Genomic DNA, 22,333 nt, shown 5'->3' with positions numbered 1-22,333 from the left:
CCGTAGTGTTGGTATGATGTGTTCAGGCTATCCATCATCTTACATTTAATAATAAATTGAAACAGCCCGACTCATTAGTTGTTCGTCGTAAGGCCTTCATTCTGCTGATCCTGCTTATGGCGGGTTGGGGGATGACGTGGACAGTAAACAAGTCCTTGTTGAATTATTTGCCGCCGGTCTGGGCGGTGGTGGCACGACTCGCCCCCGGTTGCCTCATTTACTGGCTCATTTGCGTCGCGGCTAAAAGAGTCACCGTACCCGTCAAAGCCGATTTACCTGTCATTTTTAGTATGGGAGTCCTTCACATGGTCGGATTCTCAGCCCTGGTCAGTATCGGCCTGCAGTATCTTCCAGCAGGCAGATCGGTTGTTCTTGCCTACACGACGCCGTTATGGGTGTTTCCGCTAGCCTGGTTTTTTCTTAAGGAATCGATGACGTTCAAGAAGACCGCGGGCATGACGCTTGGCATGAGCGGGTTATTGTTGATTATGCAACCTGCTTCCATGGATTGGCATGATCCGCACATTGTCCTCGGACACGGACTGATTTTGCTGGGCGCGGTTTGCTGGGCCTTAAGTATTGTTTATGGCCGCGCGCATCAATGGGTTACTCCGCTGTTTGAGCTCGTGCCCTGGCAGCTATTGTTTGCGGCGCTGTTACAAACTACCTTAGCCTTGATTTTTGAAGGAGTGCCGCCTGTGCAGTGGTCCTGGCACATGATCTTTTTAATGGCTTACGGAGGGGCGATTAGTACGGCGCTTGCCTATTGGGCGATGAACACCATCAGTCGAGATTTGCCTGCCTCTGTCACCTCAATGGGCTTATTGGGCGTACCAGTGGTTGCCTTATTGTTTTCGAGCTGGATCTTGGACGAACCGTTGGATATCTATGTATTGGGTTCTTTGGTTCTGATCGTCTTGGGAATCGCGCTGAGCACCATCAATTTCGGTGCTCGCCGCTCAGCTTGATGCAATGAAAGCGTTTTACTCTGACCACTTTGTGCTGCCCCTACCAGCCGGTCATCGTTTCCCCATGTCAAAATACCGTTTGTTGCGCGAGGCCGTTGAGCAATGCACCGATATCGAACTTGTCGAGGCTGAGGCCGCAAGCGACGCTCAAATTTTATTGACGCATGAACCACGTTACGTGCAGCGTGTTCTCCGCGGTGAGCTCACCCCTGTTGAGCAAAGGGAAATCGGTTTCCCCTGGAGCCCCGCGATGGTTGAGCGCTCACGTCGCTCCGCCGGGGCGACTATTGGCGCCTGCAGAGCGGCCGTCATCGATGGGGTGGCAGCGAACTTGGCTGGCGGCACCCATCATGCCTACCGTGACCATGGCAGTGGTTTCTGCGTGTTTAATGACGTTGCGATTGCCGCCAGAATGCTTCAGCGCGAGACTAACCGCTCGCTCAATGTCGCGGTGATTGACCTCGATGTACACCAGGGGGACGGGACCGCTTCAATTTTTCAACATGACTCGTCCGTCTTTACTCTCTCTCTTCACGGTGAGCGCAATTATCCATTCAGAAAGCAGCAAAGTGATTTGGATGTGCCGCTACCGGATGGGTGTGACGACGATGCTTATCTGGCCAAGTTGAGTTCCGCACTTAGTCAGCTGACTAAGGCCTTCAAGCCTGGCTTCGTTATCTATCTGGCAGGTGCCGATCCCCATGAATCAGATCGCCTCGGACGATTGAAGCTGACTCGTAGCGGTATGCGTGAGCGCGACGCCATGGTGATGCACTTTGCACAGGCGAGAGGATTGCCTCTGGCGATTGTGATGGCTGGTGGATACAGCACGGATATTCAGACCATCGTTGATATTCATTTTCAGACCGTTCAAATGGCTGCTCAGTTGTACAGCCAACAGGCGTTTTAATCGTTGCATAATAGATGTTGTCTTAACCACAATAACGGGGATAAACATGCTGGATCCACAGGCGCGTGCATTATTGGATTTGATGATTGAAAAAGGGGTTCCGCCGATGCAGAGCCTGCCGCCCGAGGAGGGTCGAGCAGCTTATCTTGCGCGGCGTTTTTTTACCCAGCCCGATGCACCCGAGGTTGCCGCTGTGGCGGATCGAGATATTACTGGCCCACACGGCCCGATAAAAATCCGCAGCTACCGGCCGATCGGTAGTTCAGCCAATGCGACGCTGCCATGTTTGGTCTACTACCACGGTGGGGGTCATGTGATTGGCGACCTGGAGACGCATGACGTTATCTGCCGTGAACTGTCGAATTTAGCCGGTTGTGCAGTGGTATCAGTTGATTACCGGATGGGGCCTGAGCACCATATGCCCGCAGCGTCTGACGACTGTGTGGCAGCGACAGAATGGGTGCATGCCAATGCTAAAACGCTCAATATCGACCCGAATCGTATTGCGGTCGGTGGTGATAGTGCTGGAGGTCACCTCGCTGCGGTCGTTGCTTTGTCGCTTCGAGAATCAGGCGTATTCAAACCAGTGCTGCAGTTATTGATCTACCCTGTGACCGATGCTCACGGGACAACCCAGTCAATGGTGACCAACGCCGAAGGGTACGGCTTGGGCGCAGCGACAATGAAATACTTTTTTGATCACTATATGCCTGATCTCGACTCTCGCAAGGATTGGCGAGCTTCTCCGTTGCGAGCAGAGAGTCATGCTGATTTGCCTCCCGCCTTTGTTATTACCGCTGGTTACGACCCGCTTCGCGACGAAGGTGCAGCCTATGCCGACAAATTGTCGGCGGCTGGCGTTCCCACTCAGTATGTATGCTTCGAACGGCAAATCCATGGTTTTGCCTTGATGGGACGAGTCTTGCGCGAAGCTAACACCGCTGTCAAAATGTGTGCGCAAGCCCTGCGTGATGTTTTTCAAGCCTAAATTAAAGGACGCTGTTGTGACAACGCCATCGGTTATCGGTCGACTGCTTAAATCAATCTATTCAATCAGCTTTTTGATGCTTGCTTTGTTGTTGAGCGTGTATGGTTCGAGCTCTGAAGCTCAGATCGATAAACCGATGCGATTGATGGTGGGTTTTCCTGCGGGCGGTGGCACAGACGCCTTAGCCCGTTTATTGGCAGCGCGCTTATCCACCGAATTGGGCGTGTCTGTGGTGGTAGAAAACAAGCCGGGGGCGGGGGGCCAAATTGCCGCCCAGTATCTAAAGTCAGTTGGCAGCGACGGGTACACGTTATTTCTATCGCATGACCACACGATATCGATTTTGCCTTTGGTCATGAAAACGCCGGGGTTTGACGTTGAGGCTGATTTTGTTGCCGTGGCTGGGGTAGCTAGCTTTGTCAATGCATTTGCCTTATCAAGCGGCACTTCGGCTCAAGGTTTTAACGACTACATTAACCTAGTCAAATCCAAACCCGGCAAAAAGGGTTCAGTTGGTATCCCCGCACCGGCATCGACCCTTGAGTTTCTAGTTAAAACCCTAGCAAAAAGATATGAACTTGATTTGCTGTCGGTGCCCTATAAAGGCAGCGCACCGATGATGGCGGATATGCTGGGCAATCAAATAGAAGCTGGATCAGCCTCCGTGCCAGATTTTATTGAGTTTCATCAGGCTAAAAAATTGCGGATCGTGGCAGTGATGGGCGCTACACGACAGGCTAGCTTGCCCGATGTGCCAACCTTTAAAGAGCTGGGAATCAATGGCTTTGAAGATTTGCCTTTTTATGGGGTCTTTGCAGCCAAAGACGCACCACCAGCAATCTTGAACCAAGTCTCCAAAGCACTCGAGAAGGTCGTTGCCAAACCAGACGTCAAAGAGCAATTTGCCAGCATGGGGTTGAGCCCTGATTATCTGACGGCGTCTCAGTTGCAAACGAGAGAGCGCAGCTATTCCTCAGCATGGGCCAAAATCATTAAAGAGAGTGGCTATCAACCCAACTGAGGTCTTCAGTCCGTTAGCGCGGATTTAGATCTCTCTGCACTTCATCAAAGATGCGGTTGGATGCCGCGCGAGCCACAATGATGGCAGCATCTTCGGGTAACAGAAATCCTGAACGCACGAGATCAATCGTGGCAATCCTGATCCGATTCACGTACTCATCCTGATTTTTGTACCGTTCGGCAAGAGATGGTCTGCGATCATGATTGGCCTCCCGTTCAGTTTTGGTTTTTGCAAACGCGACGTAAGAGCCCGCAAGCGAACAGGTGAAGGTTTGTGGCGCGTTCTGGCCACCATGGGTGCCAAGCGGCACCACGAGGTCAGGTAAACGAACGCCGCCTAGCGCATTGCCGTCCTCATCAAGCACGGGCACTTGGATGACTGCATCCGCCAAATGTTTAGGTGCCCGGAGTGTAGGGGGTGTTTCTTGCGCTTTTTGAAGTTTCAATAAAGCGTTCGCTGGGGGTGGGGTATTGTCGGCCACCCATTGGTCCAATCGTGCAAGCGTGGCGCGCGCGACGGGAGGCCAATCAAGTGTTGCAACGGGAATCGTGCAGTCTTTGTTCTGGATTGGCAAAAGCACATGCGATCCACCGGCAATGTCATACATTCTTACATTTGCCGGTAAAGCCAGGTCTGTGGTCCCGCTGGCGCCAGTTCGTCCTAGTGATGCGCGACCGGAATAGTAATCGGTCGTGCTTGATATCAAGATCATCTTTGGAGGCACTTCTCCTCGAGCTTGAACCCGTTTAATAATGTCTGAAATGGTCAGCACTTCTTCATGAACACCGCGCATTTCTGGGTTAGCAAAGCTCGGTGCGCCGTTCGTACTCGATTCTGGTCCAGGGCCAGTTTGCATGATGGGCAATAAGCCGGCACCAGAAACAAACACATGCATGCCGTCGAACACACGTTGCTGCCCAGCCATATTGAAGCCGTTTAGCAAGAATGTTTTTAAATAACGGCCTGTTTGCGATTTTCCACTGGCAAGGGTTCGACTGATTTTTCCTTGCAAGGGATTGACGTGTCCAGTCCAGTCAGTAGACGCGTGCGCGAAAAACAGACCCGCATCCCGCACGATCGCGAAACCGACGCCTTCCACATATTGAGTTTTGCCCTGTGCATCAACAAAGGATGGCAGCTCAGCTCCTTGCCCAAGCTCCCAGAAGACTTCGGCGGTGCTAAAGCCAGAATCCTGCAAGAATCCTGTGCCTTGCGCGAAAGTGCCGGATAAATACGGCAGACCGGGTGGGGAGTTGTACAGCGCCTCTGCATAAGCTTTCCCGCGATTTGGAATATCCACAATCAGCGTCCCGTTTGATCTGCCGTTATCGCTTGGCATCACGAGGACGACTCGGGCAGAATAATCGATGTTGCCATGCGGATTGATTTTGACCTTATCTAAACCCGGGATGTTTTCTTTTGGCGAGATCTCGCCGTGTATCTTTCCTTTGAGGATGACAAATTCGCCACTCAAAAAATGACCGAACGGTTCAGTAGAGGTGATCTCCAATTTGGTGAGCTCTGCGTGTACAGAACCGATGAGCAACAGCGTTGAGGCGAGCAAGGCAATTCGTTTCATGTATATGTCTCAATCTTTACAGAGTATGTTTTCTTGCGACCCAAAAAGTGGCACCTTTAGATCCGTATCGCTCTGCATGCACTTCTTCTGCTGCCACGGTGAAATCTTGTCCAGGAGTCACATGATGTGTGATGCCGTGCTTGGTCAGCCACAGTTCACCTTCAGCCAGTATGACGTGCACGTCGTAGGGGTGGGTGTGCGCTTCAAGCGTAAGGTCAGGCTCCCAAACTTTTTTAACAACCTCATTAAAACCCGAGCTTAATGATTGAGTCTCAAACTCTTCAAAGGTCATCTTGGTCATACTTTTGCCCCAATAAATTGTGATTTTTTGTTCGGATTGACATATTCTTGTTACGATAACTGAACAAAGTCGTGTTGTCTGTACTGAAGACGACAAACAATAATGACGAGAGACAATGGACATTAAACCCACCCTGATTATTAGAAACGGCACTATCGTCGACGGCACTGGCGCTGTCCCTTATGTTGGTGACATCTCAATCGTTGAAGGGATCATCTCCGAAGTGGGTACTGTGTCAAGCAACTCTGAGCAAGAGATTGACGCGAAAGGCCTGCTCGTTACACCGGGTTTTGTTGACATCCATACTCACTACGACGGCCAGGTAACATGGAGCCAGCAGATCGCATCCTCATCGCAGATGGGCGTCACCACGGTTGTCATGGGTAATTGCGGGATTGGTTTTGCCCCCTGTCTGCCCGAGCATCGCGAAGTCATGATGAAGCTGATGGAGGGCGTAGAGGACATTCCAGGTATTGTGCTCGAAGAAGGTTTGCCATGGACCTGGCAGAGCTTCCCTGAATACATGGATGTGCTGGAAGCGCGTCGATTTGACCTCGACGTGGCGGCACAACTTGGCCATGCACCTCTGCGAATTCACGTGATGGGTGATCGAGGTGCAAACCATGAGGTTGCACAAGTCGATGATCTAGAAAAAATGGCGCAAATTGCCGCCGAGGCAGTCGAAGCAGGCGCACTGGGTTTCACCACCTCTCGAACAATTTTGCATCGCAGCAGCGATGGTAAACAAACGCCAAGCCTCGGGGCTGCAGAGAGCGAACTGACCGCAATCGCCATGGGATTGCACAAGGCGGGCAAAGGTGTTTTGCAACTGGTGACGGATTTCGATGATGTGGACGAAGAGTTCGCCATGTTGCGCAGGATCGCTGAAACCTCCGGTCGGCCTTTATCCTTGACCTTACTGCAGCACGAGCACCTGCCTGATCGGTGGCGTCGCGTGATGGATCACATGCACGCAGCGGTCGATGCGGGAGTAGTCATGAAAGCCCAAGTTGGTGCGAGACCTGTTGCCCTGATTTTTAGTTTTGCTTTAACGCTATCACCGTTCTCTCAACTGCCTGGCTATGAGGCAATCGCCCATTTGCCTTTGCCCGAGAAACTGGCACGATTGCGGGATCCCGACACGCGCAGACAAATCTTATCTGAACGCCATCAAACCCCCATGTTAACGCGTCGTTTTGCTAACTTCGATAACCTGTATTTGCTTCAGGATCCACCTAATTACGAGCCCAGTCCAGATCAGTGTATTAGTTCGCTAGCCAAGCAGGCAGGTCAAGATCCCTATTCTTTTGCCTACGATTATTTAATCGCTGGAGACGGACAGGCTATGTTGTATCGCCCACTTTATAACTATGTCGAGCAAGATCTTGAAGTCGTCCGAGAGATGTTGACCGATAGAGATACCGTTCCGGGGCTTAGTGATGGTGGCGCACATTATGGATTCATTTGCGATGCGAGCTTCCCGACCTACCTATTGACGCATTGGGCGCGTGATCGCACCCGTGGCGAGAAGTTGCCACTGGCAGACCTCGTTAAATGGCAGACACAAGATACCGCGGCAGTTGTTGGCTTGCACGACAGGGGTGTTCTCAAACCCGGGTACAAAGCGGACATTAATCTGATCGATTTCGATAATTTGAAACTGCGGGCACCAGCGATTGTGCGTGATTTGCCCGCAGGGGGAAGGCGTCTGTCGCAACAAGCGGATGGTTATCGCGCGACAATCGTATCCGGGGTCGTGACTTATTTGGACGGCAAACCGACTGGAGCTTATCCTGGCAAGTTGGTCAGAGGTGCGCAAACCGCGCCTGCCTAAAATTGTACCGACACGAGTTTAATACTAACAAGGAGAAATAATGAGTTCAGATGTCTTGTTTATCGGCCTGGGTAACATGGGCCTGCACATGGCTAAAAACCTAGCTAAAGCTGGCTACGTCGTGACCGGTTTTGATTTGGTTCAGGCAAGTGTCGACAGCCTAGTTGCCAGTGGCGGTCAATCGACTAAGTCTTTGGCTGATGCGATTAAAGCAGCCAGCACCATCGTTACCATGTTGCCTGCTAGTCAGCATGTTCAGGCAGTCTGCTTGGGCGAGACCGGTTTGTTGACACTTGCTAAGCCCGGCACACTCATTATCGACAGTTCGACCATAGCACCTGAAGTCTCGCGCGATTTAGGCAAATTGGCCGAAAGCAAAGGCATCACCATGGTCGATGCGCCTGTTTCTGGTGGCACCTTTGGCGCAGAGGCAGGCACCTTGACCTTTATGGTGGGCGGCACTGCTGAGGGCTTTGCCAGAGCTAAACCATATATCGAAAAAATGGGTAAAGCCATTTATCACGCTGGTGGCTATGGCAGTGGTCAGACCGTGAAAGTTTGTAACAACATGCTGTTGGGTATTACCATGATCGCCACGGCGGAGGCCTTGCAGCTTGGTATTGCCAATGGTCTTGATCCCAAAGTGTTGACTGAAATTATCAGTAAAAGTTCCGGATCGAACTGGGCGTTGATCAACGGCAACCCTTGTCCAGGGGTTAAGGAAGATTCAGCAGCCTCAAGGGGTTACACAGGCGGCTTTGGTACAGATCTGATGCTCAAGGATCTGGGCTTAGCTGTAGAAAACGCCTTGTCCACCAAAACAACAGTCACGTTGGGTGCCACCGCTCGCAACTTGTTTGATATCCATAGTAAATCAGGTCATGGTGGCCTTGATTATGCGAGTATCTTCAAGATGTTGCAGAAGTAATGACTTCCTAGTCTTAGTTGCGTTTTGTTACCAAAAAGGCTGGCGTTTACGCCGGCTTTTTTGTCGTCGTTTGTTGATTTACGCTGCTCAACAGCGTAGAGTTTTGTTGTGTGTGCCGATCTCATGATCAGTACTGATTACGCAACAAAGTTAAGGTGTTTGATGGAAAACAGAGTAACTGCTCTAGAAGTTATTGCAGAACAAACCCAGAAATCAATCGATCGGCTTGATCGCTCAGTTGAGCGCTTAGAGCAATCGATTGGCGAAACCAGAAAAGAGATGGTTCAGCGAATTGACGACTTGCGATCTGGTGTTGATCACAAATTTCACTGGATGATAGGTGGTCAGTTTGCCACGCTTCTGGCTGTGATCGCTTGTATGGCTACGTTGATGGTTAGGTGAGGTGTTGGACTATGGAAAACAGAGTAACTGCTCTAGAAGTTATTGCAGAACAAACCCAGAAATCAATCGATCGGCTTGATCGCTCAGTTGAGCGCTTAGAGCAATCGATTGGCGAAACCAGAAAAGAGATGATTCAGCGAATTGACGATTTGCGAGTTGATATGGATCGCAATATGCAGGGTTTACGATCTGGTGTTGATCACAAATTTCACTGGATGATAGGTGGTCAGTTTGCCACGCTTCTGGCTGTGATCGCTTGTATGGCTACGTTGATGGTTAAGTGAGGCCGTCAATAATGGATAGGAGAGTCGCCAGCGCGGCTTAACCACCCTCAATACGAGGGATAAAAAATACTTCACAACCAGGCCTAAGCACTTGGGTATAAACCACTTCATGTAATTCGCCATCAATGGCAATCGCTGTTTCTTCTTCAAGAATCTCAGCTAAGCCAGGATAAAGCTGATCCATGGCCTTGAGCAGGCCACGCACATTGGTTGCGTCAATATCAAACTCTTTAACGCCGTTCGTGTAGCGGCGGCTAAAGCCGCTAGTCAGAACAATGTGCGCAGCTGTCATGGCTCGCTCTTTTAGCCGTCGATTGCAGCGAGCACTTTAGGCGGAGACATCGGTAGTGAAGTCATGCGCTTACCAGTGGCTTGCTCAATTGCATTAGCAATGGCAGCCATTGGCGGGACAATATTGACCTCGCCGACACCTTTTGCACCAAACGGATGGTTGGGGTTGGGCACTTCAACCATGACCACGTCAATGTGAGGCAAATCAGATGCTACGGGGATACGGTAGTCAAGAAAACCGGCATTCGACAAATGCCCGTCTTTGTCGTACACATACTCCTCGTTCAACGCCCAGCCAATACCCTGTACGACACCACCCTGGATTTGACCTTCGCAGTAATCATGGTGAATGGCACGACCAACGTCTTGAGCCGCAACGACCCGCAATATCCTGGTGTGACCAGTTTCAGGATCGACTTCAACATCGTAGAACTGCGTGCTGAAGCCTGGTGCCATGCCACCCGCATTAACCGCCGCCTCGGCGACTATAGGCCCGCCCGTCACAGCACGCTTAGCCGCTATGGCTGCTAAGGATAAGGGTGCATGATCGCCAGCACGACCATCGACCAACTTGGCGTGACCATCTTCCCAAATCACGTCATCAATGCTGACATCCCAGGTCAGGGCAGCACGGCCGCGCATATCTTCAATGACGGTGTTGCACGCTTGAACCACTGCAATACCAGTTGCGTATGTCACGCGTGAGCCGCCAGTTACGTGGTTATAGCCAATCGAAGCCGTATCGGCCACAGTTGACCGAACCTTATCGTAAGGAATGCCCAGCGTTTCAGCAGCCATCAAGGCCATCGATGCACGTGAACCACCTACGTCCATGCTGCCCGTTGCAACGACGACAGAACCGTCTTCATTGACGTGAAGGGTCGCCGCGGACTCGCCACCACCGTTAAACCAAAAACCAGACGCCACGCCACGACCTTGGTTTTTCCCGAGGGGAATTTTGTAGGACGGATGCTGCATCAAAGCTTCGATCGTTTCTTTGAAACCGTCGTGCGCATGTTTAGGGCCCCAAGCGGTTGGTGAGCCGGCAGATACGGCATTTTTGTAGCGCAGCTCTAGGGGATCCATGCCAATTTTCTTGGCTAAGATGTCAAGCACACTTTCAACACCAAACGCTGAGATTGGTGATCCGGGTGCCCGGTAAGCGGCTGATTTAGGTCGATTAGAAACTACGTCGTAACCTACAGCTCTGGAGTTAGGGATGTCATAGCAGGCGTAAGCGCACATTGCACCATTCATCACTGGCGATCCGGGGAAAGCACCCGCTTGGAACTTAAATGTAGAATCGGCAGCAACGATTTTGCCGGCTTTGGTTACACCTATTTTGACCGTCATGGAGGCGCCAGAGGTGGGGCCAGTTGCTTTGAGGACGTCTTCACGGCTCATCATGATTTTTACCGGTAAGCCGGATTTTTTGGATAGAGCGACTGCTACCGGCTCTACATACACCACCGTCTTGCCACCAAAACCACCACCGATTTCAGCAGGATGGACGAGTAAGCTGCCGATATCCATGCCAAGCAATTTGGCGGTGTAAGCGCGCACCACGAAGTGTCCTTGGCTGGCTGACCACAGCTCGCATTGCCCGTCAGCGCCATAGCGAGCTACGCATGAGTGCGGCTCGATATAGCCTTGATGCACAGCAGCCGTCGTAAACGACATCTCAACCACTTCATCGGCCTCTGCAAATCCTTTCGCCAGATCGCCCACCGAAAACTCAAGGCGTTTAGCAATGTTTGATGGTGTTGCGGGTGCGGGCTCGACCCCGCGTGTGATCATGTCCTCAAACAACAACGGAGCGCCCGGTTGCATTGCTGCATCGACGTCAATCACGTGAGGCAGGATCTCATAATCTACGTGAATCAGATCTAAGGCCTGTTGAGCGATCGCTGGAGTCGTTGCTGCAACTGCCGCGATGGCATGGCCTTCGTACAAAACTTTTTCGCGGGCAAGAATATTTCGGGTCATGTGCCAATAGTTCACCGCGACGCGCTCTGGTCCCACATATTCAAATTTATGGTCGGGCAGGTCAGCGCCGGTCACGATTGCTTTAACACCGGCTAGGGCTGCCGCTTTACTGGTATCGATTGATTTGATGCGAGCGTGCGCGTGGGGAGACCGTAAAATCTTGCCCCAGATCATCCCGGGCAAAATCGTATCAGCCCCATAGACGGCCTGACCTGTAACCTTGGGCACACCGTCTGGTCGTACCGGACTGGTCCCGACAAGTTTCAATGCTTTTGCTGGATCCATCGTTTTGGTCAACATAATTAGGCTCCTCGGATTTCTTTCGCGGCATCGAGCACTGCTTCGATGATTTTTTGATAACCGGTGCAACGACACAGATTGCCCGCTAACCAGAAACGAACTTCTTCTTCTGTGGGATTGGCGTTACGCTCAAGCAAAGAACGCGCTGCAATCAAAAAACCCGGCGTACATATGCCGCATTGCAAAGCAGCATGCTCCAGAAACTTACGCTGCAGGACGTGCAGGTGATCGCCTTGCGCCATTCCCTCGATGGTTTGAATTGCTTTGCCTTGAGCCTCTACCGCCAACACGAGGCAAGAACAGACCAGACGGCCATCGAGCGTGATGCTACAGGCGCCACAATCGCCGGTCCCGCAGCCTTCTTTCGTGCCGGTCATGCCTAATTCATCACGCAGGACGTCAAGCAGTGGTTGCTGAGGTTCACAGAGAAACTCGACGGGGTTATCGTTAATGGTGGTGGTAATGTGATGCTTGGACATTTCAGTTGATTCCTTTTGCTCTTGCTAAGGCTGCGATGGCGGCTCGTTTAGCCAGCACACCGGCAACTTTGATTCGGAACGCTTTCGTACCGCGTTTATCGTCAATGGGGTTGGCGGCCGCACTTGCGCTGGCAGCTAACGCATCGAGCGCAGCCTCGTCAACTTTTGTCCCAACGAGTGCTTTGCCAGCTTCTGGTAAAAACAATGCCTGAGCAGCAACCGCGCCCAAACTAATCCTTGCGGCCGTGCATACGCCTTGTGCGTCAAGAGTCAAATTGACTCCCGCACCTACCACTGCAATATCCATTTCTGAGCGTGGTGTGAACCGCAAGTAGGCATCACCCGAATGAGCGGGGCGACTTGGTAAAAAGAATGAGGCCACCAATTCACCTTTTGCCAGCGATGTTTTGCCCGGCCCCACATTAATCTGCTCAACAGGCACTTCGCGCCGACCATTCGGGCCGACGACGCTTGCTACAGCACCGGCCGCAATCATGGCTGGCACGCTATCTGCGGCAGGTGATGCGTTGCATAGGTTTCCGCCCAGCGTCGCACGACCTCTGACTTGAACCGATCCCACGAGATTGGCCCCATCGATCACACCGGGCCAGGTGGCAGCGAATTCCTTGTTCTCCACCAGCGCCATACAGTTGACTGCAGCGCCGACACGCCAGCCGCCATTTTCTTGCTTCAGACTTGTCATTTCGCTAATGTGTTTGACATCAACCAGCAGCTCGGGTTTTACCCGACCTGATCGCATTTGAACCAGCATGTCTGTACCGCCAGCCAGCACGCGTGCGGGCCCAGCCGCAGAAGCGAGCAGCGCCGCAGCGGCCTCGACTGTCGCAGGTGTTTCGTAACGCAATTCGCTCATTCTCAATGCCCCATGTAATGTTGACTTTATATTTTTAATTGTGTCTTCAATTCTATCTCAGAGTTTCACCCGTTTTAAGTCCAATGTCTAGGCAGGGGTGAAATAATCAATTAAGGTCGGTAATACGTCGGTGGGATTGCTATCATGACTATCAAAAATAACGATGAGGAGCATCAATATGAGTGACCATTTTTATGAACCTAGCAAGGGTCATGGTTTAAAACATAATCCTTTCAAAGCGATTGTCGCGCCTCGACCAATTGGCTGGATCTCCTCCGTCGACCGGCAAGGCCGAGTCAATCTTGCGCCTTACAGCTACTTTAATGCGCTGTGCGATAGCCCGCCATTATTAACATTTTGTACGACGGGTGACAAAAAGGACAGTGTCCGTAATATCGAAGAAACTGGCGAGTTTGTTGCCAATCTGGTCGGTGCTGATCTTGCTCAGGCGATGAATATGACTTCTGCCTCCGTGGCGCCGGGTGTCAATGAGTTTGAACTGGCTAACCTTGAGGCGGCGCCCTCAACGTTGGTCAAACCGCCTCGGGTGGCAGAGGCGATCGCTGCCATGGAGTGCAAATTAACGCAGATCATTCAGTTAACTGATCTGCAAGGCACGAAAATCAACGCGTGGTTGACGATAGGCGAAGTCATCGGTGTGCATATCAAAAACGAATTCATCAAGGACGGCATCTTTGATACGGCCGCCGCGAGACCCCTTGGCCGTTGTGGTTATCGAGGCGACTACGTCGAAGTCAACAAAATTTTTGAGATGGTTAGACCAAAAGAATATACCGGGACAATTTAATGAGTCAAAGCGGTTCAAGCCTTACGGGCTGGTTTGCACCCTCCCACGTTACGGCGGGTTTTATTGCTGTGTTGGTTGGCTACACGAGCTCGGCGGCCATCGTGTTTCAGGCAGCTCACGCTGCAAACGCCAGCCCGGCACAGATTGCCTCCTGGCTATGCGCCCTCGGCATTGGTATGGGGGCTACCTGCATCGGTTTGTCGTTGTACTTTAAAAGCCCGGTGCTCACTGCCTGGTCAACGCCGGGCGCCGCGTTGTTGGCAACGTCTCTTAGCGGCGTATCGATGTCAGAAGCAACCGGCGTGTTCATTTTTTCGTCAAGCTTGTTGTTGATTGTGGGATTTTTGGGCTGGTTTGATCGGCTCATGAAATACATCCCCAAGTCGCTGGCGTCAGCGATGCTTGCTGGCGTGCTTTTGCGCTTTGGGGTGAGTGTGTTTGCGGAGCTAGCCAACAGTGTTGTAATCGTGGGCACGATGCTACTCGTGTACTTATTAGCAAAACGGTGGGTGCCGCGATATGCCGTGCCCTTGACTTTGCTGGCGGGGATGTTGACGGCAGCTGGTTCTGGGCAGATGCATTGGGGTGAGGCCTCTTTGCAGTTCGCCCAACTGGAATTTGTTCGCCCGAGTTTTTCTATATCGACCTTAATCGGGGTAGGCATACCTTTATTTCTGGTGACCATGGCGTCACAGAATCTGCCTGGCGTGGTGGTTTTAAGAGCGAACGGCTATGACTTGCCTGTGTCACCTATTATCGGATGGACGGGTCTGACCGGCCTGGTTTTAGCTCCGTTTGGTGGGTTCTCTTTTAACTTGGCAGCCATCACCGCGGCAATCTGCATGAGCCCTGACGCAGACCCAGATCCGGGGCGACGGTACTGGGCTTCTGTATGGGCAGGTGTGTTTTACCTTGCCTTAGGCTTGCTGGGTGCGACGGTAGTAAGCGTTTTTGCCGTTTTTCCTCACTCCCTCATTGTCGCCATTGCCGGGATTGCCTTGCTTGGTGTCATTGGCAATAGTTTGTCTGATAGTCTGGTTCATGCCCCTGGACGTGAGGCCGCCTTACTGACGTTTTTGGTAACAGCCTCGGGAGTTAGTCTCTTGGGGATTGGGAGCGCTTTTTGGGGCTTGGTTGTGGGGCTGAGTGCCCATGTACTGTCCAAAAGCAAGTAACAATCGAGGCTGCCAACGGCAGCTGTCAATCACAGTTAATCGCAATGTCGAGAGAATCCGATGAAGCCCGTATTAAGTACTGAAAGATTCCCCACGTGCCATTGGGCGGGTGTATTCGTTTTTTTGCTCCTGTTGAGTTACCTCGGTGACAGTTATGCTCAGTCTAAGAGCTATCCTGATCACACCATCCGCTTAATCGTACCCAACGCGGCAGGTGGGGGCACAGATGCGTTTGCACGCGTGATCGCTCAAAAACTGAGCGCTGCCTGGGGTCAAACTGTAGTGGTAGATAACAAACCTGGGGCGCAAGGTAACCTTGGCACGTCGCTGGGGGCTAAAGCACTGCCGGATGGTTATACCCTCACCATTGCCTACACCAGTGCGTTCGCCGTTAGTCCGTTTATCTATAAAGATCCGGGTTTTGATCCCTTAAAGGATTTCACAGCGGTCGCCTTGGGCGTCACTCAGCCTTACCTTGTGGTCAGTTATCCGGATTCGAAATTCAACTCGCTGACAGAGTTGGCGGCGCTTGCAAAAGCGAATCCCGAAAATATGACCTACGCCTCAACCTCTTCGCAAACAGAACTCATTGGGCGGTTATTCCTCATGTTGAGTCAAACACGGATGACATATGTCCCGTATAAGAATGCGACCACAGCGGTGGTGGATTTGGCAAGAGGGGAGGTCGATGTAATGTACGCAAGTTTGCCATCGGCGATCCCGTTTGTTCTCTCGGGCAAACTCAAACCCATTGCCTTGACTGCGAGCAAACGAGTGGCCGCGCTGCCTGAGGTGAAAACAGCAGCTGAGTCGGGGTTTCCAGATTTTGATGCGTCTGGTTGGTATGGCATTGTTGCACCGGCTGGAACACCGCCTGATATTGTCGAAAAACTCAATCACCAGATCAATCTGATCTTATCCATGCCAGATGTGAAGAGTTCCCTTGCTGCTGATGGATTTGATACAGCTCCTATTTCAGTTGCAGAGTTCGACGCCTTGATTAGGCGAGACTACGAGCGCTGGGGCAAAGTAGTGAAAGCTGCCGAAGCAGATAAAAAAACAAAAAAATAGTAGGTGCAACATAGGTGGCGCTGAAGATAAAAAAGACCTAAAGGAGACTCCAAATGAGCGAGCAAACACGATTAAGAAAAGGACCGTTATCGCGGTTTAGCGCACTCGATTTAACTCGCTTGCGTGCAGGGCCAACTGCCGTGCGTCAATTGTCTGACTGGGGCTGTGATGTCCTAAAAATCGAATCGCCTGATGCGCTTGGTGTGAGCGATGGGTTGGGTGATGCGCGCAATGGACCAGATTTTCAGAATCTTCATCGAAATAAGCGTGCGATTACCTTGAACCTAAAAGACCCCGAAGGGGTTGCTATTTTCAAGAAGCTAGCGGACAAAACGGATGTCGTCCTCGAAAATTTCCGGCCAGACGTCAAACACCGGCTTGGCGTTGACTACGAGACCTTGAGTCAGACTAATCCACGTTTGATCTACGCAAGTGTTTCGGCCTTTGGTCAAGATGGTCCCTACGCCAAACGACCAGGATACGATCAGATCGTGCAGGGTATGGGCGGATTGATGAGCATCACAGGTTTGCCAGGACAAGGTCCAGTTCGTGCGGGGATCGCCGTGGCAGACTCCTCTGCAGGTTTGTATTGCGCCCTCGGTGTACTGGTCGCCCTCCTAGAAAGAGAAGAGTCCGGTCGCGGGCAGTGGGTTCAAGCTTCGTTGCTCGAAGCCATGATCGGTATGCTGGATTTTCAAGCAGCGAGATGGCTGGTGAATCAAGAAATTCCGGGTCAAGCAGGCAACGATCATCCTACATCGGTACCGACTGGGGTATTCAAGACTAAAGACGGTCACGTCAATATTGCCGGCGCAAGCTCGCAAGACATGTGGCAACGATTGTGCAAAGCCATGAAGGCTGAGCATCTGCTCTCAGTACCCGACTACTCGACAGCGCCGCTTCGCTCGAAAAATCGAGTGCCTTTGAATCAGACACTTGAAGGGATCATGGTCACTAAAACGAGCCAGGAATGGATCGAGCTCTTTGAGTCAGCAAGCGTCGCTTGCGGCCCAATCTATAAAATGAACGAGGTCTTCGACGATCCCCAGACTAAACATCTTGGCATTGCCATCCCCATCGCTCATCCAGAGCTTGGCAATATCGAGTTGGTCGGCCAGCCCGTATCGTTATCCAGAACGCCCGCGGTGATTGATCAACCAACCCCCGAGCGCAGTGCCCATACCAAAGAAGTCTTGAGGGATTTGGGCTACAGTGACGACCAGATCAAGGATTTGCACGAACGACTGGTCGTTTAGTGATTATTGTGGTTCACTTGATGAGTAATTAAGAATTAGTTAAATCTTTAGGGAGACAACCATGCGATTTAAACTTGCCCTGTCAGTGCTCGCACTGACATTCACGATGCCCGCTTTTTCACAGACGCCTCCGGCTGCGGCCCCTGCAGCACCGCCTCCAGCCTGGAAGCAGGGTATGGATAATACCAAGCAGCCTGTGACCCTTCATCCCTTCGCCCCCATCATGACGGGTACCGAAGCCAAAGATTTGCCTTTGAACAAAATCAAGATGGCACCTGGCTTCCACATCGAAGTCTGGGCCGATGGGGTCACGTCAGCACGCTCGATGGCGCGCGGCGATAAAGGTACGATTTTCGTTGGCAATCGCAACACCAAGAGCGTCGTCGCTGTCGTTGAGAAAGACGGCAAAAAAGTGGTCAAAACAATCACTAAGGATATGATCATGCCTAACGGCGTGGTCTTCTCAAAAGGCACTTTATTTGTTGCCGAGCATGACAAAATCTGGCGTTTTGACAATATCGAAGCGAATCTTGACAATCCTGGTCCAGGCAAGATTGTTGTCGAGGGTATTGATCCCACCAATGGCCCAGGTCACAACTGGAAGTATCTGGTCATGGGCCCAGACGGCAAACTGTACTTCAACATCGGTTCGCCTGAAAACATCACAATGCCGCTTTATAACCAGGCAGTCATCATGCGTGTTGATCCAGCAACGGGTCAGATGGAGCGTATCGCAACGGGCGTTCGTAACAGTGTCGGCATGGCCTTCCATCCGGTCACGAAAAAGCTCTGGTTTACCGAGCACGGCCGTGACTGGTTAGGTGAGGATATCCCTAACGACGAGTTGAATGTGCTGAACAAAGAAGGCGAGAACTTCGGCTTCCCATTCTGTCATCAAGGCGACATCGCGGATCCGATCTACGGCAAGTACGACACCTGCGCGCACAGCACACCGCCAGCGCTCAAGTTAGGCGCACACGTGGCACCGCTGGCTATCCAGTTCTACACCGGCAACATGTTTCCTGCCGAGTACAAGAACAACATTCTGATGGCTCGTCATGGCTCTTGGAATAAAAGCGACAAGCGTGGTTACGATTTGATGCGCGTAGTCTTAGATGCAAATGGCAAAGTTGTTAAATATGAGCCCTTTGTGACTGGCTTCCTGACCGATGACAAGGCTGATCCTCCGATGTGGGGTCGCCCAGTTGATATCCTTCAAATGCCTGATGGTTCCATCCTGTTCTCGGATGACTACAACGGCGTTATTTACCGCGTGAGCTACAAGAAATAATGATTCAAGCATCAACCGTTAGACAAATCGCAGCTGGCCTGACGGCCACTGCGGTTTTTTTGTGTTTATCTTCAGTGGTGCAGGCGGCTGATCTTGAGGCTGGCAAGGCGATGTCTCAAACCTGTATCGCCTGTCACGGGCCGGGCGGCAACTCGGTGACGCCTGGTGTGCCCTCGATTTCTGGTCATGCAGCGCAAGCCATCGGCATGCAACTTTACAATTATCGCGAAGGTAATCGTAAAAATGCGCAAATGTCGCCAATGGCTGCTAATCTGACCAATGCTGAGATGAATAATTTAGCTGCCTACTTCGCCTCAGAGAAGGTGACAGCACCTCAACACAAAGCGTCAGAAGAAAACGCCAAGTTGGGCCCAGCGTTGACTCAACAGTACAACTGTACTCAGTGTCACGGCGCTGCGCTCAAGGGTATCCAGCACATCCCGCGCATTGCTGGCCAGCAGTACGATTATCTGCTCACACAGCTTCAGGGTTTTAAAGCTCATACCCGATGGGATATGGACGGCAATATGACCTCGGCGCTTTCAGTGGTGAAAGAAAGTGATATACCTATTTTGGCGGATTACATCGCCGGCTTGACCGATCAATAAGCGCTGATTCGTCGCGTGCTTTAGTCGCCTAGCACACCGAGGTCTTGTAAGATCTCGGCGATAAGGTCCAGGCGCAGTCTTGGATTGTCCATCGCCAGCAAATGCTGCTTTTGCGGCGGCGGCAAGGGAAGCAGTTCTGCCCAGCGGTTACTGACCCAAGAGCAATCATTAAACCGGTACGGCTCGAGAATCGCTAGTTCTTCCTCTGGTTCCGTTTTTTCCAAAATGGCGATCAATGTTTTTCTCAGTGCCGTGGACGCGTCAAAAAGTTCTGATGGCACTTCGACAAAATGGTCTGCTTCGATCAGGTCTATGGATGCAGTCCACAAGCCATTCACCTCGCGTTTGCTCTGACTAATGCTGAAACGCTGCTCGCCTTTGCAACGAATCATAAAAAGCGCTGGTGTCACTGCATCGAAAGAGTGGATGCTCGCCAGAGTCCCTACTTGAGCGAAGCTGACTACTTCACCAGCTATCCTGACTTCTGATCCTTGATCGATGGTGACAATTCCAAACTTGCTGCTCTCTTTGAGACACCGTTTGATCATATCCAGATAGCGCACTTCGAAAATCTGAAGGGGCAATAGGCCACCCGGAAACAGCGTCGTGCCTAACGGGAACAAGGGGATATCTGTCTGAGTCGGCATCGAGTTAGGTATTTTTAGTCATGGCGTCGTACACTGTGGTCGGCAATCATATATTGGATTGAAATCAGGATCATTGTCCTACAAAAGGAGCTTACATCATGGCCAAGGGTCAGCAAAAAACCAATAAAGAAACCAAAAAACCCAAGAAAGATACGTCTTCCGCCAAGACGACTGGGTCTCCGGCTTCTGATGCAGTTCGTCCCACGCAAGTGACCGCTATTTTCCCGCGCGGTAAAGATAAAAACAAGCCAACTTTTTAAGAGAAAAAGGACGCGCGAAAATGTTACACAAGACTTGGGTAAACCGAATGACAAATTCGCGTGTGGCTGATTGGGCTAGGCTCGTCACGATGGCCCTAGTGTGTTGCTGTGTGTTTGCCTCAAAGAGCGAGGCGGCACCAGATGCTGCGTATCAAACAGCCATAGACAGCCCGATTCGAACTGAAAAAGATCGAACCATGGATGCGTCACGTCGGCCCATTGATTTCTTGACATTTACGCAAGTGAAACCTGGTATGACCGTGCTTGATGTGGCCGCAGGTGCGGGCTATACCTCGCAGCTGTTGGCTCTGGCGGTCGGGCCTCAGGGGAAATTGTTCGCGCAAATATCAAAGCCCTCAGCCGCTCTTGATGCCCGTTTGTCTGTACATCCACAGAGCAATATCAAGGTGCTGATTCAATCATTCGAAGAGGTTTACCCGTCTGATTTACCCAAAGCCGATATGGTGACGCTGGTGTTGAGCTATCACGACATCGTCAATCTGCCCATCGATCGCACAAAGATGAATCTGGCTATATTCAATGCCCTGAAGATCGGTGGTCATCTCGTTATCCTTGATCACGCAGCGACTGAGGGTGCAGGCCTTACCGTCACAGCAAGCTTGCACCGTATCGACGAGCAGACGGTTATTCAAGAACTGACCAAAGTTGGTTTTAAGCTAGAGGCTAAGTCTATCGCCTGGCGCAATGCCGCCGATACGCGGGAGGTGCAATCCACAAAGATGGAGACCACCAGTGATCGTTTTGCTTTGCGTTTCGTCAAGCCTTAATTCTCAAGCACTTCAAGTCTGGACGGTTTTTGATCCAATCAGCGGCTTGATTGACAACCCCAGATTTTTGACTCGCCAAAGTAACCAGATTGCAATCGATAAGTTCAATGCGTTCCAGACCAAGCCGTTGAGCATGGCGGATTTGTATGACCCAGTGATATCGAACAGCTTGCCTGACATCCAACCACCCAGCGCCATCCCAAAAAGTGTCGCCATCATGACGGCACCTGTGCGTTGACCAGTGCCCTCTGCGGGGAAGTATTCGCGAATAATAATGGCGTATGACGGGACAATACCCCCTTGAAATAAGCCAAACAAAGCCGAGATCAGATATAAAGACACTAAATCGTTGAAAGGCAGAAACATCAGCAGCGCAATCCCTTGAAGGGTCGAACCCATCAGCAGTGTGCGTAAGCCACCGATCCGATCACAGATTGCCCCCGACACTAAACGGCTGATAATCCCGCAACCCAGCATGATGGAAAGCATTTCAGCCCCACGGGCCGCCCCATAGCCGAGATCTGCACAGTAGGCAACAATATGAACCTGCGGCATTGACATGGCTACGCAGCAAGCCAAGCCTGCCAGACAAAGCAGCAATTGCGCACGGTTGAGGCTTAGACCAAAGGGTAGGACGGCACTTGCCTGTTGAGCTGGCGTCGCAGTTGTTTGCATGACCGGTGGTCGTTGCTTAAGCCAACGGCTCAAGATCAGTACTACGCTCGCGCAGACGATCCCAAGCGTTAGATAGGCATTGCGCCAACCGATGTGATCAATCATCTGTTGTGTGACGGCAGGCCACACAGCACCAGCCAGGTAATTGCCGCTAGCGCAGATCGCCACCGCAATGCCACGGCGCTTATTCCACCAAAGTGCAGTGTCCGCCAATAAGGGAGAAAAAGCACTTGCCGCGCCCAGTAAGCCAAGCAGCAGTCCATGTGCCAGCGCGAAACTGTATATGTTGTCGGCCATACTGGCTAACCCAAAGCCTAAAAACAGGGCGATACCACCAATCGCTAACGGCAGTCGGACACCATGTTTGTCTGCTAGCCTTCCCATCAGCATACCGCCCACCCCAAAACCGATCATTAACGCCGTATAGGGGAGGGAAGCCATTGACCGCGAAATTTGAAACTCAGCTTGCACTGAGGGTAAAACCACTGATACGACATACATGCAGCTACAGCCGAATAATCCTAGTACGACGGCCAGGATCAATCTTCTGCGAGCATAGGGCGAGTCAATCAGGTCTTGAGAGGCTGGGGTGTTTGGCATTGAGAACCA

At 51.6% G+C, this 22,333-nt stretch carries 24 protein-coding genes; 16 read left to right on the top strand and 8 right to left on the bottom strand.

All coding sequences use genetic code 11. The annotated features are described in order from the left end of the window. Positions 1-56: 56 nt before the first annotated feature. The 4 genes from BCM14_RS11175 (at position 57) to BCM14_RS11160 (ending at position 3,887) form a co-directional block, all read left to right on the top strand. On the top strand, positions 57-968 hold the full coding sequence (locus tag BCM14_RS11175) for a DMT family transporter (protein ID WP_259673568.1): 912 nt from the start codon (positions 57-59) through the stop codon (positions 966-968). Positions 969-972: 4 nt separating this feature from the next. After that, positions 973-1,878, top strand: coding sequence for a histone deacetylase family protein (locus BCM14_RS11170; RefSeq protein ID WP_106228114.1), 906 nt, complete (start codon positions 973-975; stop codon positions 1,876-1,878). 46 nt (positions 1,879-1,924) lie between these two features. Beyond that, positions 1,925-2,866, top strand: a complete 942-nt coding sequence (lipP1, locus tag BCM14_RS11165) for a LipP1 family hormone-sensitive lipase (RefSeq protein WP_106228113.1) — start codon at positions 1,925-1,927, stop codon at positions 2,864-2,866. Between the two features lie 76 nt (positions 2,867-2,942). Beyond that, on the top strand, positions 2,943-3,887 hold the full coding sequence (locus BCM14_RS11160) for a tripartite tricarboxylate transporter substrate-binding protein (protein ID WP_106228290.1): 945 nt from the start codon (positions 2,943-2,945) through the stop codon (positions 3,885-3,887). Between the two features lie 13 nt (positions 3,888-3,900). On the opposite strand, the gene BCM14_RS11155 is transcribed toward BCM14_RS11160, so the two are convergent. Then, positions 3,901-5,466, bottom strand: coding sequence for an alpha/beta hydrolase domain-containing protein (locus tag BCM14_RS11155; protein WP_106228112.1), 1,566 nt, complete (start codon positions 5,464-5,466; stop codon positions 3,901-3,903). Between the two features lie 16 nt (positions 5,467-5,482). Beyond that, entirely contained in the window at positions 5,483-5,767 is a 285-nt protein-coding gene (locus BCM14_RS11150) for a cupin domain-containing protein (protein WP_106228111.1), read from the bottom strand. A gap of 115 nt (positions 5,768-5,882) precedes the next feature. Here BCM14_RS11150 and BCM14_RS11145 point away from each other — a divergent pair, with 115 nt between their 5' ends. The 4 genes from BCM14_RS11145 to BCM14_RS11130 all read left to right on the top strand — a co-directional run bounded on the left by BCM14_RS11145 (position 5,883) and on the right by BCM14_RS11130 (position 9,215). Continuing rightward, positions 5,883-7,601 (top strand): N-acyl-D-amino-acid deacylase family protein, encoded by a 1,719-nt coding sequence (locus tag BCM14_RS11145; RefSeq protein WP_106228110.1) that lies wholly within the window; start codon positions 5,883-5,885, stop codon positions 7,599-7,601. A 40-nt stretch (positions 7,602-7,641) separates the two neighbouring features. Next, the gene (mmsB, locus tag BCM14_RS11140; protein ID WP_106228109.1) at positions 7,642-8,529 is read left to right on the top strand and encodes a 3-hydroxyisobutyrate dehydrogenase; all 888 of its coding nucleotides are present in this window, start codon (positions 7,642-7,644) and stop codon (positions 8,527-8,529) included. A 162-nt stretch (positions 8,530-8,691) separates the two neighbouring features. Further along, a complete protein-coding gene (locus BCM14_RS11135; RefSeq protein WP_146129763.1) occupies positions 8,692-8,931 on the top strand; it encodes a hypothetical protein in 240 nt (79 codons plus the stop codon). A gap of 11 nt (positions 8,932-8,942) precedes the next feature. After that, positions 8,943-9,215, top strand: coding sequence for a hypothetical protein (locus BCM14_RS11130; protein WP_106228107.1), 273 nt, complete (start codon positions 8,943-8,945; stop codon positions 9,213-9,215). A gap of 37 nt (positions 9,216-9,252) precedes the next feature. Here the strand turns inward: BCM14_RS11130 and BCM14_RS11125 are convergent, their stop codons facing one another. The 4 genes from BCM14_RS11125 to BCM14_RS11110 are packed head-to-tail and all read right to left on the bottom strand — an operon-like array spanning position 9,253 to position 13,145. Further along, positions 9,253-9,507 (bottom strand): MoaD/ThiS family protein, encoded by a 255-nt coding sequence (locus BCM14_RS11125; RefSeq protein WP_106228106.1) that lies wholly within the window; start codon positions 9,505-9,507, stop codon positions 9,253-9,255. Positions 9,508-9,518: 11 nt separating this feature from the next. Continuing rightward, positions 9,519-11,792, bottom strand: coding sequence for a xanthine dehydrogenase family protein molybdopterin-binding subunit (locus tag BCM14_RS11120; RefSeq protein ID WP_106228105.1), 2,274 nt, complete (start codon positions 11,790-11,792; stop codon positions 9,519-9,521). 2 nt (positions 11,793-11,794) lie between these two features. Further along, positions 11,795-12,271: a (2Fe-2S)-binding protein gene (locus BCM14_RS11115; RefSeq protein WP_106228104.1), complete on the bottom strand. Its 477-nt coding sequence runs from the start codon at positions 12,269-12,271 to the stop codon at positions 11,795-11,797. Position 12,272: 1 nt separating this feature from the next. Beyond that, positions 12,273-13,145 carry an FAD binding domain-containing protein gene (locus BCM14_RS11110; RefSeq protein WP_259673567.1) on the bottom strand — a complete coding sequence of 291 codons (873 nt, stop codon included), beginning with the start codon at positions 13,143-13,145 and terminating at the stop codon, positions 12,273-12,275. A 178-nt stretch (positions 13,146-13,323) separates the two neighbouring features. On the opposite strand from BCM14_RS11110, the gene BCM14_RS11105 reads away from it, so the two are divergent. From BCM14_RS11105 to BCM14_RS11080, 6 genes are all read left to right on the top strand, one after another. Beyond that, a complete protein-coding gene (locus BCM14_RS11105) occupies positions 13,324-13,953 on the top strand; it encodes a flavin reductase family protein (protein WP_106228103.1) in 630 nt (209 codons plus the stop codon). Next, positions 13,953-15,128 carry a benzoate/H(+) symporter BenE family transporter gene (locus BCM14_RS11100; protein WP_106228102.1) on the top strand — a complete coding sequence of 392 codons (1,176 nt, stop codon included), beginning with the start codon at positions 13,953-13,955 and terminating at the stop codon, positions 15,126-15,128. Before BCM14_RS11105 ends, BCM14_RS11100 begins: the two co-directional genes overlap by 1 nt. Before the next feature lie 60 nt (positions 15,129-15,188). Continuing rightward, entirely contained in the window at positions 15,189-16,199 is a 1,011-nt protein-coding gene (locus BCM14_RS11095; protein WP_106228101.1) for a Bug family tripartite tricarboxylate transporter substrate binding protein, read from the top strand. 53 nt (positions 16,200-16,252) lie between these two features. Next, positions 16,253-17,455, top strand: coding sequence for a CaiB/BaiF CoA transferase family protein (locus BCM14_RS11090; RefSeq protein ID WP_106228100.1), 1,203 nt, complete (start codon positions 16,253-16,255; stop codon positions 17,453-17,455). Positions 17,456-17,516: 61 nt separating this feature from the next. Further along, the gene (locus BCM14_RS11085; RefSeq protein ID WP_259673566.1) at positions 17,517-18,746 is read left to right on the top strand and encodes a PQQ-dependent sugar dehydrogenase; all 1,230 of its coding nucleotides are present in this window, start codon (positions 17,517-17,519) and stop codon (positions 18,744-18,746) included. After that, positions 18,746-19,354 carry a c-type cytochrome gene (locus BCM14_RS11080; RefSeq protein ID WP_106228099.1) on the top strand — a complete coding sequence of 203 codons (609 nt, stop codon included), beginning with the start codon at positions 18,746-18,748 and terminating at the stop codon, positions 19,352-19,354. Before BCM14_RS11085 ends, BCM14_RS11080 begins: the two co-directional genes overlap by 1 nt. 20 nt (positions 19,355-19,374) lie before the next feature. On the opposite strand, the gene BCM14_RS11075 is transcribed toward BCM14_RS11080, so the two are convergent. Then, complete coding sequence (locus tag BCM14_RS11075) at positions 19,375-20,001, bottom strand: LON peptidase substrate-binding domain-containing protein (RefSeq protein WP_106228098.1); 627 nt, start codon at positions 19,999-20,001, stop codon at positions 19,375-19,377. 98 nt (positions 20,002-20,099) lie between these two features. Here BCM14_RS11075 and BCM14_RS15325 point away from each other — a divergent pair, with 98 nt between their 5' ends. Then, positions 20,100-20,261 carry a hypothetical protein gene (locus BCM14_RS15325; protein ID WP_259673565.1) on the top strand — a complete coding sequence of 54 codons (162 nt, stop codon included), beginning with the start codon at positions 20,100-20,102 and terminating at the stop codon, positions 20,259-20,261. A 47-nt stretch (positions 20,262-20,308) separates the two neighbouring features. Further along, on the top strand, positions 20,309-21,049 hold the full coding sequence (locus BCM14_RS11070; RefSeq protein ID WP_259673564.1) for a class I SAM-dependent methyltransferase: 741 nt from the start codon (positions 20,309-20,311) through the stop codon (positions 21,047-21,049). Positions 21,050-21,061: 12 nt separating this feature from the next. On the opposite strand, the gene BCM14_RS11065 is transcribed toward BCM14_RS11070, so the two are convergent. Then, the gene (locus tag BCM14_RS11065; RefSeq protein WP_106228096.1) at positions 21,062-22,324 is read right to left on the bottom strand and encodes an MFS transporter; all 1,263 of its coding nucleotides are present in this window, start codon (positions 22,322-22,324) and stop codon (positions 21,062-21,064) included. Positions 22,325-22,333 lie beyond the last annotated feature (9 nt).

The organism is Jezberella montanilacus, assembly GCF_003003055.1.
Classification (GTDB): Bacteria; Pseudomonadota; Gammaproteobacteria; order Burkholderiales; family Burkholderiaceae_B; genus Zwartia; species Zwartia montanilacus.
This window is presented reverse-complemented; position numbering and strand designations above follow the sequence as displayed.

Coding starts and splice junctions, on each gene's coding strand:
- BCM14_RS11090 (WP_106228100.1), top strand. CDS start 16,253: ATGAGCGAGCAAACACGATTAAGAAAAGGACCGTTATCGCGGTTTAGC.
- BCM14_RS11065 (WP_106228096.1), bottom strand. CDS start 22,324: ATGCCAAACACCCCAGCCTCTCAAGACCTGATTGACTCGCCCTATGCT.
- BCM14_RS11160 (WP_106228290.1), top strand. CDS start 2,943: ATGCTTGCTTTGTTGTTGAGCGTGTATGGTTCGAGCTCTGAAGCTCAG.
- lipP1 (WP_106228113.1), top strand. CDS start 1,925: ATGCTGGATCCACAGGCGCGTGCATTATTGGATTTGATGATTGAAAAA.
- BCM14_RS11150 (WP_106228111.1), bottom strand. CDS start 5,767: ATGACCAAGATGACCTTTGAAGAGTTTGAGACTCAATCATTAAGCTCG.
- BCM14_RS11095 (WP_106228101.1), top strand. CDS start 15,189: ATGAAGCCCGTATTAAGTACTGAAAGATTCCCCACGTGCCATTGGGCG.
- BCM14_RS11070 (WP_259673564.1), top strand. CDS start 20,309: ATGACAAATTCGCGTGTGGCTGATTGGGCTAGGCTCGTCACGATGGCC.
- BCM14_RS11155 (WP_106228112.1), bottom strand. CDS start 5,466: ATGAAACGAATTGCCTTGCTCGCCTCAACGCTGTTGCTCATCGGTTCT.
- BCM14_RS11075 (WP_106228098.1), bottom strand. CDS start 20,001: ATGCCGACTCAGACAGATATCCCCTTGTTCCCGTTAGGCACGACGCTG.
- BCM14_RS11115 (WP_106228104.1), bottom strand. CDS start 12,271: ATGTCCAAGCATCACATTACCACCACCATTAACGATAACCCCGTCGAG.
- BCM14_RS11125 (WP_106228106.1), bottom strand. CDS start 9,507: ATGACAGCTGCGCACATTGTTCTGACTAGCGGCTTTAGCCGCCGCTAC.
- BCM14_RS11130 (WP_106228107.1), top strand. CDS start 8,943: ATGGAAAACAGAGTAACTGCTCTAGAAGTTATTGCAGAACAAACCCAG.
- BCM14_RS11105 (WP_106228103.1), top strand. CDS start 13,324: ATGAGTGACCATTTTTATGAACCTAGCAAGGGTCATGGTTTAAAACAT.
- BCM14_RS11100 (WP_106228102.1), top strand. CDS start 13,953: ATGAGTCAAAGCGGTTCAAGCCTTACGGGCTGGTTTGCACCCTCCCAC.
- BCM14_RS11145 (WP_106228110.1), top strand. CDS start 5,883: ATGGACATTAAACCCACCCTGATTATTAGAAACGGCACTATCGTCGAC.
- BCM14_RS15325 (WP_259673565.1), top strand. CDS start 20,100: ATGGCCAAGGGTCAGCAAAAAACCAATAAAGAAACCAAAAAACCCAAG.
- mmsB (WP_106228109.1), top strand. CDS start 7,642: ATGAGTTCAGATGTCTTGTTTATCGGCCTGGGTAACATGGGCCTGCAC.
- BCM14_RS11085 (WP_259673566.1), top strand. CDS start 17,517: ATGCGATTTAAACTTGCCCTGTCAGTGCTCGCACTGACATTCACGATG.
- BCM14_RS11135 (WP_146129763.1), top strand. CDS start 8,692: ATGGAAAACAGAGTAACTGCTCTAGAAGTTATTGCAGAACAAACCCAG.
- BCM14_RS11120 (WP_106228105.1), bottom strand. CDS start 11,792: ATGTTGACCAAAACGATGGATCCAGCAAAAGCATTGAAACTTGTCGGG.
- BCM14_RS11080 (WP_106228099.1), top strand. CDS start 18,746: ATGATTCAAGCATCAACCGTTAGACAAATCGCAGCTGGCCTGACGGCC.
- BCM14_RS11110 (WP_259673567.1), bottom strand. CDS start 13,145: ATGAGCGAATTGCGTTACGAAACACCTGCGACAGTCGAGGCCGCTGCG.
- BCM14_RS11170 (WP_106228114.1), top strand. CDS start 973: ATGAAAGCGTTTTACTCTGACCACTTTGTGCTGCCCCTACCAGCCGGT.